The organism is Burkholderia sp. COPS (genome assembly GCF_019425585.1).
GTDB classification, from domain to species: domain Bacteria; phylum Pseudomonadota; class Gammaproteobacteria; order Burkholderiales; family Burkholderiaceae; genus Burkholderia; species Burkholderia cepacia.
Map to the genome: position 1 here is coordinate 107828 of NZ_WIXR01000009.1, position 17472 is coordinate 125299.

The 17472-nt window shown below is 67.2% G+C and carries 16 protein-coding genes and 1 pseudogene; 10 read left to right on the top strand and 7 right to left on the bottom strand.

The features are described from left to right. Nucleotides 1-59: 59 nt before the first annotated feature. The 5 genes from FOZ70_RS06360 to FOZ70_RS06380 all read left to right on the top strand — a co-directional run bounded on the left by FOZ70_RS06360 (nucleotide 60) and on the right by FOZ70_RS06380 (nucleotide 4626). A complete protein-coding gene (locus FOZ70_RS06360) occupies nucleotides 60-1067 on the top strand; it encodes a hypothetical protein (protein ID WP_219705224.1) in 1008 nt (335 codons plus the stop codon). Between the two features lie 258 nt (nucleotides 1068-1325). Beyond that, nucleotides 1326-1913: a DUF4410 domain-containing protein gene (locus FOZ70_RS06365; protein WP_059587098.1), complete on the top strand. Its 588-nt coding sequence runs from the start codon at nucleotides 1326-1328 to the stop codon at nucleotides 1911-1913. A 727-nt stretch (nucleotides 1914-2640) separates the two neighbouring features. After that, nucleotides 2641-3450 (top strand): TlpA disulfide reductase family protein, encoded by an 810-nt coding sequence (locus FOZ70_RS06370; RefSeq protein ID WP_219705225.1) that lies wholly within the window; start codon nucleotides 2641-2643, stop codon nucleotides 3448-3450. Nucleotides 3451-4114: 664 nt separating this feature from the next. Continuing rightward, nucleotides 4115-4309, top strand: a complete 195-nt coding sequence (locus FOZ70_RS37990) for a SymE family type I addiction module toxin (RefSeq protein WP_226167818.1) — start codon at nucleotides 4115-4117, stop codon at nucleotides 4307-4309. After that, entirely contained in the window at nucleotides 4306-4626 is a 321-nt protein-coding gene (locus tag FOZ70_RS06380; RefSeq protein ID WP_059587094.1) for an XRE family transcriptional regulator, read from the top strand. Before FOZ70_RS37990 ends, FOZ70_RS06380 begins: the two co-directional genes overlap by 4 nt. 93 nt (nucleotides 4627-4719) lie before the next feature. Here the strand turns inward: FOZ70_RS06380 and FOZ70_RS06385 are convergent, their stop codons facing one another. The 4 genes from FOZ70_RS06385 to FOZ70_RS06400 form a co-directional block, all read right to left on the bottom strand. Further along, complete coding sequence (locus tag FOZ70_RS06385; RefSeq protein WP_021160608.1) at nucleotides 4720-5124, bottom strand: hypothetical protein; 405 nt, start codon at nucleotides 5122-5124, stop codon at nucleotides 4720-4722. Between the two features lie 264 nt (nucleotides 5125-5388). Continuing rightward, a complete protein-coding gene (locus tag FOZ70_RS06390) occupies nucleotides 5389-6975 on the bottom strand; it encodes a DHA2 family efflux MFS transporter permease subunit (protein ID WP_059488564.1) in 1587 nt (528 codons plus the stop codon). Then, the gene (locus FOZ70_RS06395) at nucleotides 6972-8090 is read right to left on the bottom strand and encodes an HlyD family secretion protein (RefSeq protein WP_059860135.1); all 1119 of its coding nucleotides are present in this window, start codon (nucleotides 8088-8090) and stop codon (nucleotides 6972-6974) included. The genes FOZ70_RS06390 and FOZ70_RS06395 overlap by 4 nt, the downstream gene beginning before the upstream one ends. Nucleotides 8091-8137: 47 nt before the next feature. Then, nucleotides 8138-9562 (bottom strand): TolC family protein, encoded by a 1425-nt coding sequence (locus FOZ70_RS06400; RefSeq protein ID WP_155635002.1) that lies wholly within the window; start codon nucleotides 9560-9562, stop codon nucleotides 8138-8140. Between the two features lie 194 nt (nucleotides 9563-9756). Here FOZ70_RS06400 and FOZ70_RS06405 point away from each other — a divergent pair, with 194 nt between their 5' ends. Further along, nucleotides 9757-10530, top strand: a complete 774-nt coding sequence (locus FOZ70_RS06405) for a helix-turn-helix transcriptional regulator (RefSeq protein WP_176131095.1) — start codon at nucleotides 9757-9759, stop codon at nucleotides 10528-10530. Nucleotides 10531-10632: 102 nt separating this feature from the next. Further along, a pseudogene (locus FOZ70_RS06410) lies at nucleotides 10633-10803 on the top strand (LysR family transcriptional regulator); the annotation flags it as partial. A gap of 104 nt (nucleotides 10804-10907) precedes the next feature. On the opposite strand, the gene leuA reads toward FOZ70_RS06410, so the two are convergent. Together leuA and FOZ70_RS06420 are read right to left on the bottom strand one after the other, a co-directional pair. After that, nucleotides 10908-12617 carry a 2-isopropylmalate synthase gene (leuA, locus tag FOZ70_RS06415; RefSeq protein WP_219705516.1) on the bottom strand — a complete coding sequence of 570 codons (1710 nt, stop codon included), beginning with the start codon at nucleotides 12615-12617 and terminating at the stop codon, nucleotides 10908-10910. A 509-nt stretch (nucleotides 12618-13126) separates the two neighbouring features. Then, nucleotides 13127-13435, bottom strand: coding sequence for a hypothetical protein (locus FOZ70_RS06420; RefSeq protein ID WP_124923610.1), 309 nt, complete (start codon nucleotides 13433-13435; stop codon nucleotides 13127-13129). A 124-nt stretch (nucleotides 13436-13559) separates the two neighbouring features. Here FOZ70_RS06420 and FOZ70_RS06425 point away from each other — a divergent pair, with 124 nt between their 5' ends. From FOZ70_RS06425 to FOZ70_RS06435, 3 genes are all read left to right on the top strand, one after another. Beyond that, nucleotides 13560-13949, top strand: coding sequence for a fucose-binding lectin II (locus FOZ70_RS06425; RefSeq protein ID WP_021160613.1), 390 nt, complete (start codon nucleotides 13560-13562; stop codon nucleotides 13947-13949). A 124-nt stretch (nucleotides 13950-14073) separates the two neighbouring features. Next, on the top strand, nucleotides 14074-14892 hold the full coding sequence (locus FOZ70_RS06430; RefSeq protein WP_219705227.1) for a fucose-binding lectin II: 819 nt from the start codon (nucleotides 14074-14076) through the stop codon (nucleotides 14890-14892). Nucleotides 14893-15045: 153 nt separating this feature from the next. Next, entirely contained in the window at nucleotides 15046-15891 is an 846-nt protein-coding gene (locus tag FOZ70_RS06435) for an AraC family transcriptional regulator (protein WP_219705229.1), read from the top strand. A gap of 136 nt (nucleotides 15892-16027) precedes the next feature. On the opposite strand, the gene FOZ70_RS06440 is transcribed toward FOZ70_RS06435, so the two are convergent. Next, nucleotides 16028-17392 (bottom strand): M23 family metallopeptidase, encoded by a 1365-nt coding sequence (locus FOZ70_RS06440; RefSeq protein WP_059621173.1) that lies wholly within the window; start codon nucleotides 17390-17392, stop codon nucleotides 16028-16030. Nucleotides 17393-17472: the final 80 nt, after the last annotated feature.

Sequence of the window (17472 nt, forward strand, 5' to 3'; positions counted from 1 at the left end):
TCCGCGCCGCCGCGCGTCGCCCCCGCCGGGCGATGCGCACCCGATTCCGAGGACACCCCATGCCGAGCATCCTGGCCGCGCCCGCCAATCTCCCCCCGAGCTCCGTCGCGGCGGAAACGCGCATGGTGCACGACGTCGCGACGCTGAAGCCGTCCGACTACCGCTCGGCGGACGGCGTGTCGTGGGTCATCTCCACCATCACGCCGGCCGCGGACAGCGGATCGAACGTGACCGGCACGACGTACTTCGACACCGTGAAAGGCAAGACCGTCCCGCTGCCCGACGCGCGCCGTCGCTATGCGAATCGCGGCACGTGGCAGGTCGTCGCAAGTTCGAGCCCTGCCGTGCCCGCCACCGGCCGCTACGACTGGCTGACGCTCGCCTGGCTGCCGATCAACCGGCGGCCGCTGCCGCAAACGCCCGAACACCTGTATTCGCCGTTCATTCGCGGCGGCACGATCGTATATCGATGGAATCCGGCGGCGGAAGGCGGCGAGCAGTTCGGCAACGTACGGATGATCTTTCCGGAATGGACGCGGCAGGTGGCCGATGCGTTGCGGTCTGCGCCGGCAGCGATGCCGGACGGCGCCAGCACGTCGGCCGCACCGTCGGCGCTCGATCGCCTGACAACGGACACGAACCCGATGACCGCCGTGCTCGACTTCGGCGACGCACTGCGCGACGAGCCGGTCGAGCGAATCGTCGCGCGGCTGCCGGCGCTGCTGCGCGTGAAGGACCTGCACGAACTGTCGGCGATCGTGTTTCTGTGCCTGTCCGGATCACGCGCAGAAGACCGGCCGCGCCTCGCCGAAGCGATCAACGGATCGATCGCGTCGACCGACGACAGCGCACGCCTGCTCGCGATTGCATATGGCGCGTTCGCGGCCGGCCGGGCACGGCCCTATCCGTTCAACGACGCGGGGCAGGCCGCGCGTATCAACGACGTGTTCGGCGCGTTGAAGCGGCGGACCGCGGCGCTCGACGTGCCGGTCGCGGAAGGCTCGCCGTGGTACGAGTTCTTCACGGCATATCGGCTCGGCGGGGCGGCGCCGGGGAACAACCCGTGACGACGGGCACATAGCCGGTGCGGCCACGGCGAAAGCCGGCCTCCCGCTTGCGCGTGGAACCCGTCGCTACGGTGAACCGCGCGCCGTCATCGCCCGTCACGTGAGTGGCGCATGTCTGCATCAGCGCCGAAGGCCGCGACGAATCCGGATCAAATGGAACGTTCGATCTATTCGACCATTTGAACCGGATCGCCCTGTGCTAGATTCGCGCCCGGCCACAGAGCCATCTCAAATAACCCGAACCAAAAAGACCAAATCATGAAATCTGTATTCCGTCATGCCGCTCTGGCATTGGTGACGATCGGCTTCCTGTCGGGCTGCGCCAGCAGCGTGACACGCGACGCCAGCGATCCGGCGGGGGCCGCCGTGACTGCTTCGACGATGAAATTCGGCACGAAACCCGTGGTCGTGAAGGTCACGCTCGACAATACCGCGCAGGAAGCGTTGAAAGACAACCTGAAGTTCGACGCGAAGAAACTGCAGGAAAAAATCGAAAGCGCGCTGGATGCACGCAAGCTGCTGGCAAAAGCGGATTCGACCGATGCAATGCACCTGAACGTCGAAGTCAACGGCATTCGCGTGCGCTCGAGCTTCTCGGCCGTCATGTTCGGCTTCATGGCGGGCAACGATCACGTCGACGGCACCGTGACGCTGCTCGACGCCGACAATCATCAGATCGACCGCTTCAAGGTATCGGCTTCGTACGCGCTCGGCGGCATCGCCGGCGGCATGGACGATACGCGCATGAGCTGGCTGTACGAGAAGTTCACCGAGCAGACGCTGACGACGCTCGAACCGGCGGCCGGCGCGCAACAGGCGAACGCCACGCAGACGAAGACGCAGTAATGCCCGCCGCCCGGCCGGCCGCGGATGCGCGGCCCGCCGGGCGGCTGCGATCGCGCTCATCCGCCGGCGACGATGCGGATGTCGCACGCAACGATCGTCGTCGACCGGGGGCCTTTCAGCCTGCCCCGCCTCTCACCGCGCTCCCGCGCGCGGCATGACTCCATCGCCGAATTCCTCGATACGGTCGCAAGCCCCGCTTGCGCAAATGCTCAGCCATCGGTCGGCCGATCAGCAACGACGGTTCATGAGTGTTGCCTCCATCGGAACCCGGTGCCTGCCACCAACCTCGCACCACGCCGTGCGCGAGTGACTGCCCGGTGCCCGAATCGGGCGATGATCCCGTTCCGTCGAATCAGCCTGCATGAATCGGATCGAGGCCGTGCCCATCTGCCGCCACAACGCATACACGATCGCATGTGAAACGATGGGAATGGAGCCGCTCGGGGGAGCCGACCATCAGGCGGAGATCCCTTTCGAGACACCGGCGGACACCACGCCGGACCGGCGACCGCATTGTCGATGAGCGATTCTCAACCGATCATCAGACCAGCCCGAATGACTGCGCGCTTACCGGAAAATGACGGCATCCTGACTATGCACGCGCCGCGCCGGGAACCCGCGCGCATCGGGCCATGTCGAATCGCATCACGACCGTTGACTGCATCGCGTTCATCGGCCGATCATCGTCCTCCTGCCCCCGCTCGATCAAGTCGCCCCTTTCCTGCTCATGTTAAGCATCGGTCCCTTCTCGATCCGCGTCGTCGCGGTGGCCGTCGCCGCGCTGCTCGCGTGGCTCGTCGCCCGTTTCATCCAGCGCCGCCCGCCGGACGGCCAGCACAAGGCCCCATCGAGCCTGATCCTCGATACCTTGCTGCTCGGGCTGATCGCCGCGCGCATCGGCTACGTCGCGCAGTGGTGGCACGAGTACGCCGCCGCACCGCGCGCGATCGTCGCGCTCGGCGACGGCGGCTTCGACTGGCGCATCGGCCTCGCGGCCGGAATCGTGTTCGCGGGCTGGCGCGTGCGCCGCCTGCCCGCGCTGCGTCGCCCGGTGATGGCCGGCATGCTCGCGGGCATCGCCGCGTGGGGCATCGCGCAGGGCACGCTCGCAACGTTGCAGCACGGCGCGCCGCCGCTTGCCGCGTTGCGGCTCGAAGCACTCGACGCCACGCCGGTGCCGGTGCAACGCTTCGCGGGCAAGCCGGTCGTCGTGAACCTGTGGGCCACGTGGTGCCCGCCGTGCCAGCGCGAAATGCCGATCCTCGCGCAAGCGCAGCAGGATCATCCGGGGATGACGGTGCTGATGGTCAACCAGGGCGAAGACGCGCAAGCGGTGCGCGCGTTCCTCGAACAGAAAGGGCTGCGGTTCGATCACGTGCTGCTCGATCGCACACTGCACGCAATGCAGGCCTATGGTTCGCGCGGGCTGCCGACGACGCTCTTCTTCGATGCGAAAGGCAATCTCGTCGAATCGCACATGGGCGAGATCACCGCCGCGCGGCTGAAGGACGCCGTGGCGGACCGCTTCGGCCAGTAACGCGCGTCGGCCGAACGGCCGCGGCATCGCTGCGCCACATCGGCGCCTCGACCGCGGCGAGCGCACGCCGGCAGACGGACGCGCTACACGCATGATGCGCGGTCGCCGTTGCGGAAAGCACGGCGGCGTTCCCGCGCAAGTTCGGGCGGCACCTGCACGACGCCCATGACATCCTCGGGCGACGTGTGGCGGGCGAATCGGAGTATTCGACCGACACGCTTTCTGACATATCGTCGATAAAGTGACGACACGGCCCGCCGGCGCAATCGCCGGGGAAGCGTTTCGCAGCAAGCCTGCAAGACATCGGGGCATCCATCCGTGCAGACGAAGACGCTCCGGACCGACACCTGATGCCGGCCGATCTCGGCTAGAGTGATTGCACGTTTTCGCGTGGAATGTCATTTCATTTCGTCATGCCAACGATGTGACGGGATGTCGATCGAAATCCACTGCGTAAACGAGCGCGGCCCGCGCGTGCACTACCACGCGCGGGCCGCTGACCACAACCCACTCTGTACAGGAGTCAGTCATGGCTGACGGGAATCATAACGCACCGGTTCGCTTTCACGATTGTTCCGTGCCCGCTCGCACGTCTTTTCAGACTCGCCGCATCGTTCCACATCTCAGGCTCGCCGACACGGCACCGCCGGCCCTCCATCTGTGGATGAAACTGTCCGGCCGCTGGATCGACGCAGCGGGTTTCGAACCCGGGCAGCGCTTGCGGATCGAGGTGATGCACAAGCGGCTGGTGGTCACGCCGATCGAAGACGGGCCCGGCGACGATTTCGGCCAGGATGCCGATCGCGCAACACGACGGCCGCGGCCGACGTTCTCGGTGATCACGGGAGGCGCACAATGAATCGCAACGACTCGCGACAACGTGCCGACACGTTGCCAGCCGACTTCGGCCTCGATGACGCGGCCGCACTGTCGGCCAAATCCGCGCTCGTACTGAAGATCAACGCACTGACCGTCTCGCGCGGCCTGAGCGAAGACGAGGCGGCGGCGCTCGCGGAGATGGCCCGGCCGGTCGTCACGCCCGACCAACGCGAAATGCTCCGGAACGTCTCGCTGGAACTGTTGATGCAGACGCTGGTGTCGCTGGGTCAGCAGGTGGAAATCGTGGTGCGGCCTGCGGGGCCATCAAATTCGGCAGGCATCACGGTTTCGGTCTGACAGTCGGCAACATGAATGAAGGGGAGGGCGTAGCGGCCGGGCCCGGCCGCGCCCCCGTCGCCCCGCGTTCAGGCGATGCGCCGGACCCGACGATCAGGGGCGCGACAACACCATCACACGACCCGACACGCGCTGCAGCTTCAACCAGCCCGTGTCGGCCGTAAATTGAAGCTGCTGCAGCGGAAAATCGAACTCCGCGCGCTGTGCGGCGCTGATCACCGCATCGGCGATCCAGCGGATCAGTTCCTTGCCTTCGTCAGTCGTCTGGTGGCCGTTCTGGACACCATAAAAATAGCGGTTCCCGGCGTTGACCTCGTTCTGAACCTGCATCCAGTGCCCCGGCAGGCCCCGCTGCGTCCTGAACAGATCGGCCACCCGCTGCGTCGTCAGTCCGCGCGCCCACAATGCGCCGTTCACGGCGGGGCGCGCCAGGTTGTGGCGATCGGCTTCCTGGGCTTGCTCCTTGATGTCGCCTTTCAGGGAATCGGGTTTCGTCATGACGCTTTCCTCGCGATGGGCCCGACAAAGGGCCGGTTGAATGGACAAGGACCACGGAGAGGGAGGCTGACGCGCGAACCTGCGCGACCCTGGCGTCCGTGGCCACCACGAACGACAGGCCGGCGACACGCGCCGGCCTGGCTCACGATATCGGCCGCAGGCCGGTCGTCCCGCCTGCGCCGGGTGAACGATACCCCCATTGCGGGAATTCTTCGCCTGTCAGGTATGTCAGGCTTCGATATCGGGTGTCCGTCCCCATCACGCTTACCTTTTCCCCTTCAACAGGAACGCCGCCGCCGTACACCCCGCCATCGCAACACCCGCGATCAGGAACGTATCGCTGTACGCCATCAACAGCGCCTCGCGCATCACGCGCTGGTTCACGAGCGCGAGCGCCAGCTCGTGCACGCCGCCGGTCGCCGAACCCGGCAACGCATCGGCACGCGGCACATGCACGCGCGACAGCAACCGCACCAGCATCGCCATCCGCTCCTGAAACGCTTCCGAGAACGGCGTCACGGCCTCGCCGATCCGCATCGCATGCAGCTTCTGCCGCTCGACGACGATCTGGCTCGCCACCGCGATGCCGATCGCACCGCCGACGTTGCGCACCATGTTGAACACGCCGGACGCCGAACCGAGCTGCGCCTTCTCGATTCCGTCGACGGCCATCACCGACAGCGCGATCACGACGAGCGACTGCCCGATCCCACGCACGACGAGCGACGGCACGATCACGTTCGACGCGGCGTCGGCGGTCAGGTGGATGTTCATCAGGCAGCCGGCCGCGACGAGCGCGAAGCCGAGCACGATCGTCGCGCGCGGGCTCGTGCGGCGCATCAGCGGCGGCGTCAGGAACGACATCACGAACTGCACGAGCCCGTACGGGATCATCGCGAGGCCGATGTCGCGCGCGCTGTAGCCGTGCAGCTCGGCGAAGTAGTTCGGCACGAGAAACACGACGCCGAACACCACCGCGCCGAACAGGAACTGCATCAGGCTCGCGATCCCGAAGTTGTAGCGGCCGAGCAGCCGCAGGTTGATGAACGGCGCCTCGCGCCGCAGCTCGATCGCGACGAACGCGACGAGCCCCGCCACCGCGACGATCGACAGCTCGACGATCAGGTCGGATGCGAACCAGTCCTTGCGCCCGCCCTCTTCCAGCACGATCTGCAGCGCGCTCAAGCCGATCGCCATCGTTGCGATCCCGAACCAGTCGGCCTGCCGCAGCTTCGCCAACTGCACGGGCACCGGGCGGATCGCCCACGCGATCGCCGCGATCAGCGCGATCGCGGGCGGAATCTGCAGATAGAAGATCCAGCGCCACGAATACATGTCGGTGAGCCAGCCGCCGAGCGACGGCCCGGCCGCCTGCGCGACGTTGTTCGCGACCGCGAACAGCGCCATCCCGAGCGGATGCTTCGACGGTGGCAGCTCGGTGACGATCAGCTGGAACGACAGCGGAATCAGCACGCCGCCGAACGCGCCCTGCAGCGCGCGCGCGACGATCATCGTCGAAATGGTCGGCGCGACCGAGCACGCGATCGAAAACGCGAGGAACCCCGTTGCGCCGACGAGCAGCACGCGGCGCGCGGAGAACACCTGCACGAGCCAGCCGGTGAGCGGAATCACGACGATCTCGGCAACCAGGTATGCGGTCGAGATCCACGAGCCTTCCTCGAAGCTCGCGCCCAGCGACCCGCGGATGTCGGGCAGCGACGCGTTCGTCACGTGCACGTTCATCCCCGCCATGAAGCAGCCGAACACACCGCCGAGCACCGCGACCCACGCGCGCAGCGAGACGGTTTCATCTTTCGCGGCCTGCGCGGCCCGCGATGCCGCGGCCGTCACGATCCGGCTCCCGGTGCGCCGCGCGTATCGACGCGCGCGATCACCGACATGCCGGGCCTCAGCACGAGGCCCGGCGGCGGCGCATCGAGGCGGATCTTCACGGGTACGCGCTGCACGATCTTCGTGAAGTTGCCGGTCGCGTTGTCGGGCGGCAGCAGCGCGAATTCGGCGCCCGAGCCCGGGGCGAGCCCCAGCACGCGGCCATGCAGCGTGCGGCCCGAGTAGGTATCGACGTCGATCTCGACCGGCTGCCCGTCGTGCATCGCGCCGAGCTGCGTCTCCTTGAAGTTCGCGACGACGTACACGTCGCGCAGCGGCACGACCGCGAGCAACGGCATTCCGACCTCGACGTACTGGCCCGCGCGCACCGCCCGCTGGCCGATCGTGCCGTCGCGTGTCGCGCGGATCACCGTGTGCTCGAGATCGAGTTGCGCCAGCGCGAGCTTCGCGCGCGACGCCGCGAGCCGCGCACGCGCCTGCTCGATCGCGGCCGTGCTTTGCGCACGGCGCCGGCGCAACACCGTCTGCTGGTCGTCCTGTGCGCGCACGGCCGCGCCGGCGCGCGCCAGTTCCGCGCGCGCCTTCAGCGCATCGGCGTGCGCCTGTTCCCAGCGCTGCCCGCTGGCGGCCGATTCGGCGAGCAACTGCTTGTAGCGCGCCGCATCCGCGTCGCGTCGGGTCGCCTCGGCACGCGCGGCGGCCGCGGCGGCCTGCGCCTGCTCGATCACGCTGCGCTGCTGGCCGACCTGCGCGTCGAGCGTCGCGGCCGCGGCTTCCTCGGCCTGCAACGTCGCATCGGCGGCGGCAACGGCCGCCTGCGCGTCGTCGAGCTTCGCGCGATAGTCGCGATCGTCGAGCGTGACGAGCACGTCGCCGCGCTTCACGGGCTGGTTGTCGTCGACGGCCACGCTTGCGACATAACCGGCCACCCGCGGGCTGACGGTCACGATGTCGGCGCGCACGTATGCATCGTCGGTGTGTTCGATGAAGCGGCCGACCGTCCACCAGCGCCAGCCGAACCCGGCCAGCACGATGACGGTGATGAAGGCGCCGGCGGCGATCCAGTGGCGCCGCGCGAAACGGGCGGATTTCTCGGGTACGGCTGTGGTGCTCATGATCGGAATCGGAAGGGTTGAATGCGTGCGGATTCACGAACGGCCGGTCAGGGCCCGTTCACGTCAACAACGGGCTTGCGCTGGCCCTGACGCTGCCAGCCGCCCCCCAGTGCCTTGAAGACGGCAACCTGATCGAGCGCGACCTGCTGCGTCGACGCGGCCAGTGCCGCATCGACCGCGACAAGGCTGCGCTGCGCGTCGAGCACGCCGAGAAAATCCAGCGCGCCCGCGTCGTAGTTCAGTTCCGCGAGCCGGAAAGCGCGCGCGTGTTCGGCACGCGCGGTTTCGAGCGCGGCCTTGTGGCGCCACTCGGCGCCATATCGCGCGAGCGCCTGTTCGGTTTCCTTCAGCGCGCGCAGCACCTGCGCGTCGAACGACGCGCGCGCGGCCGCATCGTCAGCGCGGGCCTGCGCGAGCTGCGCGCGGCTCGCCGCGAGATTCGGAAAGCGCCAGGTAATCAGCGGCCCGACGCCCCAAGCGATCGCGTACTTGTCGCCGAGCGACGACGGATCGCCGGTCGTCGACAGCCAGTTCACCGACCCGCCGAGCACGATCGACGGATACAGCTCGGCCGTGGCGGCACCGATCCGCGCGTTCGACGCGGCGAGCCGGCGCTCGCTTTCGCGCAGGTCGGGCCGGCGCCGGAGCAGCGCGGCACCATCGCCGACCGGAAACGGCCGCGCCAGCGCCGGCGTCGCATGGCAGCGCGCGGCCGCATCGGGAATCGCACCGGGCGCGTGCCCGGTCAGCACGGCCAGCTCATACAACGCGGCGCGGCGCGCGCCAGTCAGCGCCGGCAGTTCGGCACGCGTATCGTCGGCGAACGCGCGCGACCGCGCGACTTCCAGATCGGACACGAGACCGTGCGTGCGCTGCCGTGCGGTCAGCGCGGCGAGGCGGTCGGCGATCGCGACCGAACGCTCGGCCACGTCGATCCGCTCGCCGTACGCGCACGCCTGCGCGTAGGCGGCCGTCGTCTCGGCGGCCACCGCGACGCGCATCGCATCCGATGCCGCCTGCACGGCCTCCGAATCGGCGCGCGCGGCATCGACGAGATGGCCGACACGCCCCCACAGATCGACTTCCCACGACAACGCGAACGACGGCGCGAATCCCCGGCGCGTACGCGCATCCGTGCCGTTCGCGCTCGCGACGACCTGGTCGGGCGCGTGCTTGCCGTAGTCGACGCCGAAGCTGGCCGTCGTATCGGGCAATCGCGCGGCACCCGCTTCGTCGAGCACGGCGCGCGCACGCGCGACGCGTGCCGCGGCCACCGCGAGATCGCGGTTTTGCGCGAGCGCTTCGCGCACGAGTGCGTCCAGCGCCGGATCGTCGAACAGCTGCCACCAGCGATCGGGCAACGCACCGCTCGACGCGACGGGCGCATCGACGGCGGCATCGAACGGCGCGCGATGTGTCGCATCGATCGACGGCGGACGATACGGCTCGCCGACGGAGCATGCGCCAAGCATTGCCGCGCTCAGCAGCGTGGCGGCAATGCGCGGCGCGCAAGACGAGGCGGCAAAGGGTAAATCGAAGGAAAGCGAAGCAAGGAAGGAGGCGCGCATCGTGCGGTGGCAGTCGAACAAACGATGGGCCTATGGTAATTTCGGCACATTCAGTCGATCTCGCGCGCAAAGCGCATTCGTCGTCGAGAAAAGGACACGTGGACCCATTTTTCAGCGCGCTCGAGCGCAAGGACAAGCACAAGCAGATCGCGGTCGCCGTGTCCGACGCGGCGTCCGGCGTCCTGTATCCGCCGCATTCGCACCGGCACGGCCAGCTGATTCACGCGATCTCCGGCGTGATGCTCGTGTATGCGGATGCCGGCAGCTGGGTCGTGCCGACCGGGCGCGCGGTGTGGGTGCCGGCGGGCACACAGCACGAGATCCGGATGGCCGGCGACGTGCAGATGCGCTCGGTGTTCGTCGCACGCGAAGTGCGGCCGAGCCTGCCGGCCGAGTGCCGCGTGATCGAGGTCGGCACGTTGCTGCGCGAACTGATCGTGACCGCGTGCGAACTGCCAGCCGACTATGACCTTTCGCATCGCGCGGGACGCGTGCTCGCGCTGATCCTCGACGAAATCGAAATCGCGCCGCTGCTGTCGCTGCATGTGCCGATGCCACGCCATCCGGCACTCGCCGCGCTGTGCACGCAGCTGATCAGCGACCCGTCGGTGACCGTCACGCTGCAGTCGTGGGCGCGCGATGCGCACATGAACGAGCGCACGCTCGCACGCACATTCAAGCGCGAGACGGGCATGACGCACGGCGCATGGTGCCGCCATGCGCGATTGCTGCTGAGCCTGCCGCGCCTCGCGGCCGGCACGCCGATCCTCGAACTCGCGCTCGAGCACGGCTACGATAGCCCGAGCGCGTTCGCGGCGATGTTCCGCAAGGCGCTCGGCGTGCCGCCGAGCGAATACTTCCGGCGCCGATAAGCGGCGCTGTCCGTTTCGCGACGATCGCGCGCTACCGCGCGTGCGCGGCGCAACGTGTGGCCCGCTACCGTGGCGGCATCGCACGACACTCGCGCTCCGCCGATGGATCTGATTCAACGCATTCAGGTTTTCGTCACGCTCGCCGACGCGGGAACCTTCACCGAAACCGGCAAGCGGCTCAAGCTCACGACCGCGTATGCCAGCCGCGCGATCGCGTCGCTCGAAACGCATCTCGGCATCCGGCTGCTGAACCGCACGACGCGCTCGATGTGCCTGACCGGAACTGCGCGATGCGCTTGCCGGGCCGCGCGGCGGCCACCGCGGCGGCGGCAACGCGACCGCGCCAGGCACCGCCGGCGCAGCCGCCACGACGCCGCTTACGCGACAGCCTTCACCGCCTGCTGCGCGCCAAAAAACGTCGCCTGCGCCGCTTCGTCCGCGCGCGCATACGCGCGGTTGACCCCGCTGATCACCGCGCGGATCGACGCGGTCGTCAGGTTCGCGTCGATGCCGACGCCGAACGCGCTGCCGCGCACGCCCGTGCCGGCCAGTTCCGCGATCGCGATCGCCTTCGCGTCGGCGCCTTGCGACAGCGCGCGTTCCTCGTAGTGCTGGATGCGCAGCGGCGTACGCAGCGCGTGCATCAGCGCGTCGAGCGGGCCGTTGCCTTCACCGCGCAGCACGCGGCGCTCGCCGTGCACATCCGCGGTCAGCACGATCGTCTCGCGGCCGTCGCGTTCGCTCAGCTCGTGGCCGACATAACGCAGCGGCGCATCGCCTTCCACGTATTCCTGCTGGAACAGCGACCAGATCTGCGCGCTCGTCACCTCGAGCCCGCTGTCGTCGGTCAGGCGCTGCACGGCCGCGCTGAAGTCGACCTGCAGGCGGCGCGGCAGCGCGACGCCATAACTCTGCTCGAGCAGGTACGCGATACCGCCCTTGCCCGACTGGCTGTTCACGCGAATGATCGAGTCGTACGTGCGGCCGACATCGCTCGGATCGATCGGCAGGTACGGCATTTCCCATACGGCGTCGGGTTTCTGTACCGCGAAGCCCTTCTTGATCGCGTCCTGATGCGAGCCGGAGAACGCGGTGAACACGAGGTCGCCGACATACGGATGGCGCGGGTGGATCGGCAACTGGGTGCATTCCTCGGACGTGCGCGCGACTTCGTTGATCTGCGAGAAATCGAGGCCCGGATCGACGCCCTGCGAGTAGAGGTTCAGCGCGAGCGTGACGAGATCGACGTTACCGGTGCGCTCGCCGTTGCCGAACAGGCAGCCCTCGATCCGGTCCGCGCCGGCCATCACCGCGAGCTCGGCCGCCGCGACCGCGGTGCCGCGGTCGTTGTGCGGATGCACGGACACGATCAGCGCATCGCGGCGCGCGAGGTTGCGGTGCATCCATTCGATCTGGTCCGCGTAGAAGTTCGGCGTGCCGACTTCGACCGTGGCGGGCAGGTTCACGATCGCCTTGTGCTCCGGCGTCGGCTGCCAGACGTCGAACACGGCGTCGCAGACTTCCTTCGCGAAATCCAGCTCGGTCGCCGTGAAGGTTTCCGGGCTGTATTGCAGCGTGAAATGCGTGTCGGTCGCGGCGTCGGCGAAGCGCTTGATCGTGCGCGCCGCGTTCACCGCGAGTGCCTTCACGCCGTCGCGGTCGAGGCCGAACACGATCTTGCGGAATTCCGGCGCGGTCGCGTTGTACAGGTGCACGATCGCGCGCTTCGCGCCGCGCAGCGAGTCGAAGGTACGCTCGATCAGGTCGTCGCGGGCCTGCGTGAGCACCTCGATCGTCACGTCGTCGGGAATGTGGCCGCCTTCGATCAGTTCGCGCACGAAGTTGAAGTCGGTCTCCGACGCCGACGGAAACGCGACCTCGATCTCCTTGAAGCCGATCGCGACCAGCATCTTGAACATTCGCATCTTGCGCGCCGCGTCCATCGGCTCGAACAGCGACTGGTTGCCGTCGCGCAGGTCGGTGCTCATCCAGATCGGCGCTTGCGTGATCGTGCGCGTCGGCCACGTGCGGTTCGGCAGGTTGACGGGCGTGAACGGTCGGTACTTCGTCGCGGGGTTCTTCAGCATCATGATGTTCGGTCCTCGGTCGGTTGGTCGGGAAACCGCGGCGCGATGGCCATCAGTCGTGGTGGCAGGCTGCGCGCACAGCGGTGAAAACGGTGGAAAGCGGCACAACGGCAAAGCGGTACGGCGAACGACAGCCTTGGCGGTTGAGCGACCGGGACGGAGCGGAACGATTCGGAAGAAAGACGAACTCAGGCGCCGGTCGACAACCGGGGCCAGGTCGGTGATGCGGGGGAAATCTGGCGCTTCAGGAAAGAAGCAGATGGAAAGCGCGCAGCCGCAGACCCAGCCCGGAGAAACGGGCTAGTAGTCGTAGCGAGAAGAGGGGCTGGGCGGCTTGCATGGCCGGAATCAAATCACAAGGTGACGGGGGCTGTCAACGGGCCGGGCGCAAATGGCGCCGAATTTGATCGCTCAGAATCAGTCGTGTCCGATAGGCATCGCGCAGCCCCGTCGATATGCTTCATGGGTGCGGCGCCGGTGGGGCCCTGTTCGCGTTCGGAGTGAGTGGGTCAATCCACTTCGCCGGTTGCCGCACCCCATTTCCGTTGCGATCGGGTTTCGGCGCGGGCGTTCGGTGGTGGCCGGTGGGCGCGGCCATGACCGAGATGCTGATGTTGAAACGAACGCTGCCAAATGCGAACACCGAACGTCCGCGCCCAAGCCCGCTTGCTGTCGCCTCCGCTGCCCCGCCGGCGCAATCGCGCATCGTTCAGAAAAGCGATATGCACGCCGATATAGTTTCCCGAATATTTCCCAATAGCGCCAATTAAACACGCTTCATTAAATCGATTAACCTTGGTTTTCGATTTACTGAACAATAGCCATTCCTCGGTGAATATTTTCTGATTTATTTTTCGGCATGCTCGATGCGTCGCATTTCAAACGGAAAACGTTTGTGCGACATGGCTCCAAGCCTTACCCATCATTCCTCAGGAGGAAAGCATGGCCGATTCTCAAACGTCTTCCAATCGCGCCGGCGAGTTTTCGATTCCGCCGAATACCGATTTCCGCGCGATTTTCTTCGCGAATGCCGCCGAGCAGCAACACATCAAGCTGTTCATCGGCGACAGCCAGGAACCCGCCGCATATCACAAGCTGACGACGCGCGACGGCCCGCGTGAAGCGACGCTGAATTCCGGCAACGGCAAGATCCGCTTCGAAGTGTCGGTGAACGGCAAGCCGTCAGCCACCGACGCGCGCCTCGCGCCGATCAACGGCAAGAAATCGGACGGCTCGCCGTACACGGTCAACTTCGGGATCGTCGTGTCGGAAGACGGCCACGACAGCGACTACAACGACGGCATCGTCGTGCTCCAGTGGCCGATCGGCTGACCTGACGCACGGCTGACAACCGACCACCGCCGGCCGCCTCCGGGCCGGCCGGCGGTCGGGCACCGCATTCAGCGGCGCCTTGCGCCGCACTCCACGAAAACCCGCCCAACCAACGGAGACATCCATGCCCCTCCTTTCGGCTTCGATCGTCAGTGCCCCCGTGGCGACCTCGGAGACCTACGTCGACATCCCGGGCCTGTACATCGACATCGCCAAGGCAGAGATTCGGAACGGGAAACTGCAGGTCATCCTCAACGTGCCGACGCCGTACGCGACCGGCAACAACTTCCCCGGCATCTATTTCGCGATCGCGACCAACAAGGGTGTCGTCGCGGACGGCTGCTTCACCTATTCGTCGAAGGTGCCCGAAAGCACCGGGCGCATGCCGTTCACGCTCGTCGCGACGATCGACGTCGGCACCGGCGTCACGTTCGTGAAGGGCCAGTGGAAAAGCGTGCGCGGCAGCGCGATGCATATCGACTCGTACGCGAGCCTGTCCGCGATCGGGGAAACCGCTGCATCGTCTTCGCCCGCCGTCGGCGGCAGCGAAACCGGTGCGGAGGGCGGCAGCGGTGCCGGCGGCATCGGCGGCGGCGAGCGCGACGGCACGTTCAACCTGCCGCCGAACATCAAGTTCGGCGTCACCGCGCTCACCAACGCGGCGAACGACCAGACGATCGACATCTACGTCGACGATAACCCGAACCCGGCCGCCACGTTCAAGGGTGCCGGCGCGCAGGACCAGAACCTCGGCACCAAGGTGCTCGACTCCGGCAAGGGACGCGTGCGCGTGATCGTGATGGCGAACGGCAAGCCGTCGCGGCTGGGCTCGCGGCAGGTCGATATCTTCAAGAAGTCGTATTTCGGGATCGTCGGCTCGGAAGACGGCGCCGACGACGACTACAACGACGGCATCGTGTTCCTGAACTGGCCGCTGGGCTAAGTAGCACCGCCCTGCCTGCCGTCGCCACGCCGCCCGGCGTGGCGATCCGTTCCAGTGCGTCAGCCGGCGCACTCCCCGCCCGCGCAGCAAGAACGATCAAGTGCCCCCGGCACCGATACCATATAGTCCGACCGACACCCTCATTGGCACGCCATGAACCCGGTAGGAAAAGCACTCTGGTTGATCGAAACCGAACTGGACAGGGAACTGACGCTCGACAGGATCTCCACCGGTTGCGACATGTCGCGCTTCGGCTTCTCGCGCCTGTTCTCGATGAATACCGGCTGGCCGGTGATGCGCTATGTGCGGTCGAGGCGGCTCACGCGCGCGGCACGTGCGCTGGCGCAAGGCACGCCGGACATCCTGCACGTGGCGCTCGATGCCGGCTATGGCTCCCATGAGGCGTTCACGCGCGCCTTCCGCGATCTCTTCGGCGTCACGCCCGAGGACGTGCGGGCACGGCGCACCCTCGACGGATTGTCTCTTGTGGAGCCGCTGCGCATGAAAGAACTGAAGATCATCGACGTGAGGCCATCGCGCTTCGAAACCGCCGGCAAGCGGTTGATCGCGGGCATGAGCGACCGCTATACGTTTGACACCAATGAAGGGATTCCGGCGCTCTGGCAAGCGTTCATCCCATACATCGGTACCCTTCCCGGCCAGGTCGGCGACGTGACGTACGGCGTGTGCTGCAACCCCGATGCGGACGGCAGCTTCGAATACATCGCGGGCGTGGAAGTCACGAGCCGCGACCGGCTGCCCGCACCGTTTCGCTGGGTCGAACTGGCGCCACAGCGGTACGCGGTGTTCGAACACGCCGGGCATATCTCGACGTTGCACCAGACCTTCTACAGCATCTGGAACGGCTGGCTGCCGACGTCGGGATTCAACGCGGTGGACGCACCCGAGTTCGAGCGCTACAGCGGCGACTACGATCCGGTGACGGGCGCCGGCGTGCTGGAGATCTGGTTGCCGGTCGAACCTGTAGCGTCAACGTGAACGAACGTTACAACCCATCGGACCACGCTGATTCTGCAGCCAACGTATTCGACCAGGATGTGTCCACACGATGAACCGGACGGGTTGCCGTTTCTCGAGGTGCGCGATCCCATTCTCACGTTTCACGTCCGCAGGCTCAACCATCGCGCGACGGGGAAAGCGTCGACATCGCAACTGGCTGCAGCCAGGCGGCAGACGCGAGCTGCGTGCGTGCATCGAGCGCCACCTGGTTGAACGCCACGCGCCGCTCGCCCTTCAGCTTCGCCGCGTCGCCCGCCTGTACGAGCGCGACCGGGTCGACGAGACGGTCATGCCTGCGCACCTCGAAATGCAGATGCGGCCCCGTGGCCGTCCCGGTGCTGCCGACGGCACCGACACACTGGCCGCGCGCGACCCGCATGCCGGTTCGCAACGTCGGCTCGAACGCCGACAGGTGCGCGTAGTACGACGCATAGCCGCCGTCATGGCGAATCACCACGTACTTGCCATAGCCGCGCGGTTCGGTGCCGATGAACGTCACGACCCCACGTTCCGACGCATGAACCGCGCGCCCGGCCGGTGCCGCGAGATCGACGCCGGAATGCACATGACGCACGCCGGTCACCGGATGCACGCGCGCCCCGAAATGCGAGCTGATCCGCGTGGCGTTGACCGGCATCGCAAACCGCGAACCGGCGAGCGGCACGCCGTCGAAGTCGTAATAGCCCCCCGACGCGCCGCCAGCGGGCGCAAACCACACGCCCGCGACGTACTGGCCGCGGAAGCGGAGCTCGAGTGCCGTCACGCGCGTGCCGCCCGGCTGCATCGCGCTGTCGTCGGGTTCGTATGCGACGCGGAAGGTGTCGCCGAGTGCGCCGTGCCGTTTCAGGTCGATGCGCCCGGCGACCATGCGGATGACCTGCGCGGCAACGCCGGCCGGCAGATCGGCGCGCGCCAGCGACGCCCGCAGGTTGCCGACGATCGCGCCGCTACGCGCGCCGCGCTCGGCCTCTTCGAGCACGAACGGTTCAGTGGCGGCGAGATCGACGGGACGCCGTTCGTACGCGACCCGTTCACCCATCGCGGGCAACGCCGATGCAAGACCGTAATCGAACCTCGACGCGTACGCGCGCTCGACCGCACCACGCGCCGCATCGCACAGCACGCGGTAGGCGACACAGGCACCGAAGCGCGCAACGGCGCCGTCGCGTTCATGCGCGCTCGGCACGGTCAACGCAGGCGACGCATAGGCTACGTCGAGCGGCGCTGCCGACGATGCGTGCAAGCCGCCCCACGTCGTTCGCGCGGCATTGAAAAAGGGCACGTCGACAAGGTCGGCCGTCACGGACGGGAACGGCGCGGTGTCGTTGGACACATGCGCCGGCGCGCCCGGTGCACCCGCCACACAGGCGGCCGCGACGACACCACGCAGCAGCGCGCGGCGCATCGGGAAGCCGCAAACGCCGCGGAGCGCAGGTAGACCTTGTTCGCGTGCGAGACGGAAACGCAGGTCTAACCGCATGACGTCGTCACTCGCTGTCTGTCAATGAAAAATCGGGAAAGAACCGGGTGTCGCGGAGGAACGATCGTCGCGACCCGGCA

Coding starts and splice junctions, on each gene's coding strand:
- FOZ70_RS06360 (WP_219705224.1), top strand. CDS start 60: ATGCCGAGCATCCTGGCCGCGCCCGCCAATCTCCCCCCGAGCTCCGTC.
- FOZ70_RS06365 (WP_059587098.1), top strand. CDS start 1,326: ATGAAATCTGTATTCCGTCATGCCGCTCTGGCATTGGTGACGATCGGC.
- FOZ70_RS06370 (WP_219705225.1), top strand. CDS start 2,641: ATGTTAAGCATCGGTCCCTTCTCGATCCGCGTCGTCGCGGTGGCCGTC.
- FOZ70_RS37990 (WP_226167818.1), top strand. CDS start 4,115: ATGAAACTGTCCGGCCGCTGGATCGACGCAGCGGGTTTCGAACCCGGG.
- FOZ70_RS06380 (WP_059587094.1), top strand. CDS start 4,306: ATGAATCGCAACGACTCGCGACAACGTGCCGACACGTTGCCAGCCGAC.
- FOZ70_RS06385 (WP_021160608.1), bottom strand. CDS start 5,124: ATGACGAAACCCGATTCCCTGAAAGGCGACATCAAGGAGCAAGCCCAG.
- FOZ70_RS06395 (WP_059860135.1), bottom strand. CDS start 8,090: ATGAGCACCACAGCCGTACCCGAGAAATCCGCCCGTTTCGCGCGGCGC.
- FOZ70_RS06400 (WP_155635002.1), bottom strand. CDS start 9,562: ATGCTTGGCGCATGCTCCGTCGGCGAGCCGTATCGTCCGCCGTCGATC.
- leuA (WP_219705516.1), bottom strand. CDS start 12,617: ATGCTGAAGAACCCCGCGACGAAGTACCGACCGTTCACGCCCGTCAAC.
- FOZ70_RS06425 (WP_021160613.1), top strand. CDS start 13,560: ATGGCCGATTCTCAAACGTCTTCCAATCGCGCCGGCGAGTTTTCGATT.
- FOZ70_RS06430 (WP_219705227.1), top strand. CDS start 14,074: ATGCCCCTCCTTTCGGCTTCGATCGTCAGTGCCCCCGTGGCGACCTCG.
- FOZ70_RS06435 (WP_219705229.1), top strand. CDS start 15,046: ATGAACCCGGTAGGAAAAGCACTCTGGTTGATCGAAACCGAACTGGAC.
- FOZ70_RS06440 (WP_059621173.1), bottom strand. CDS start 17,392: ATGCGGTTAGACCTGCGTTTCCGTCTCGCACGCGAACAAGGTCTACCT.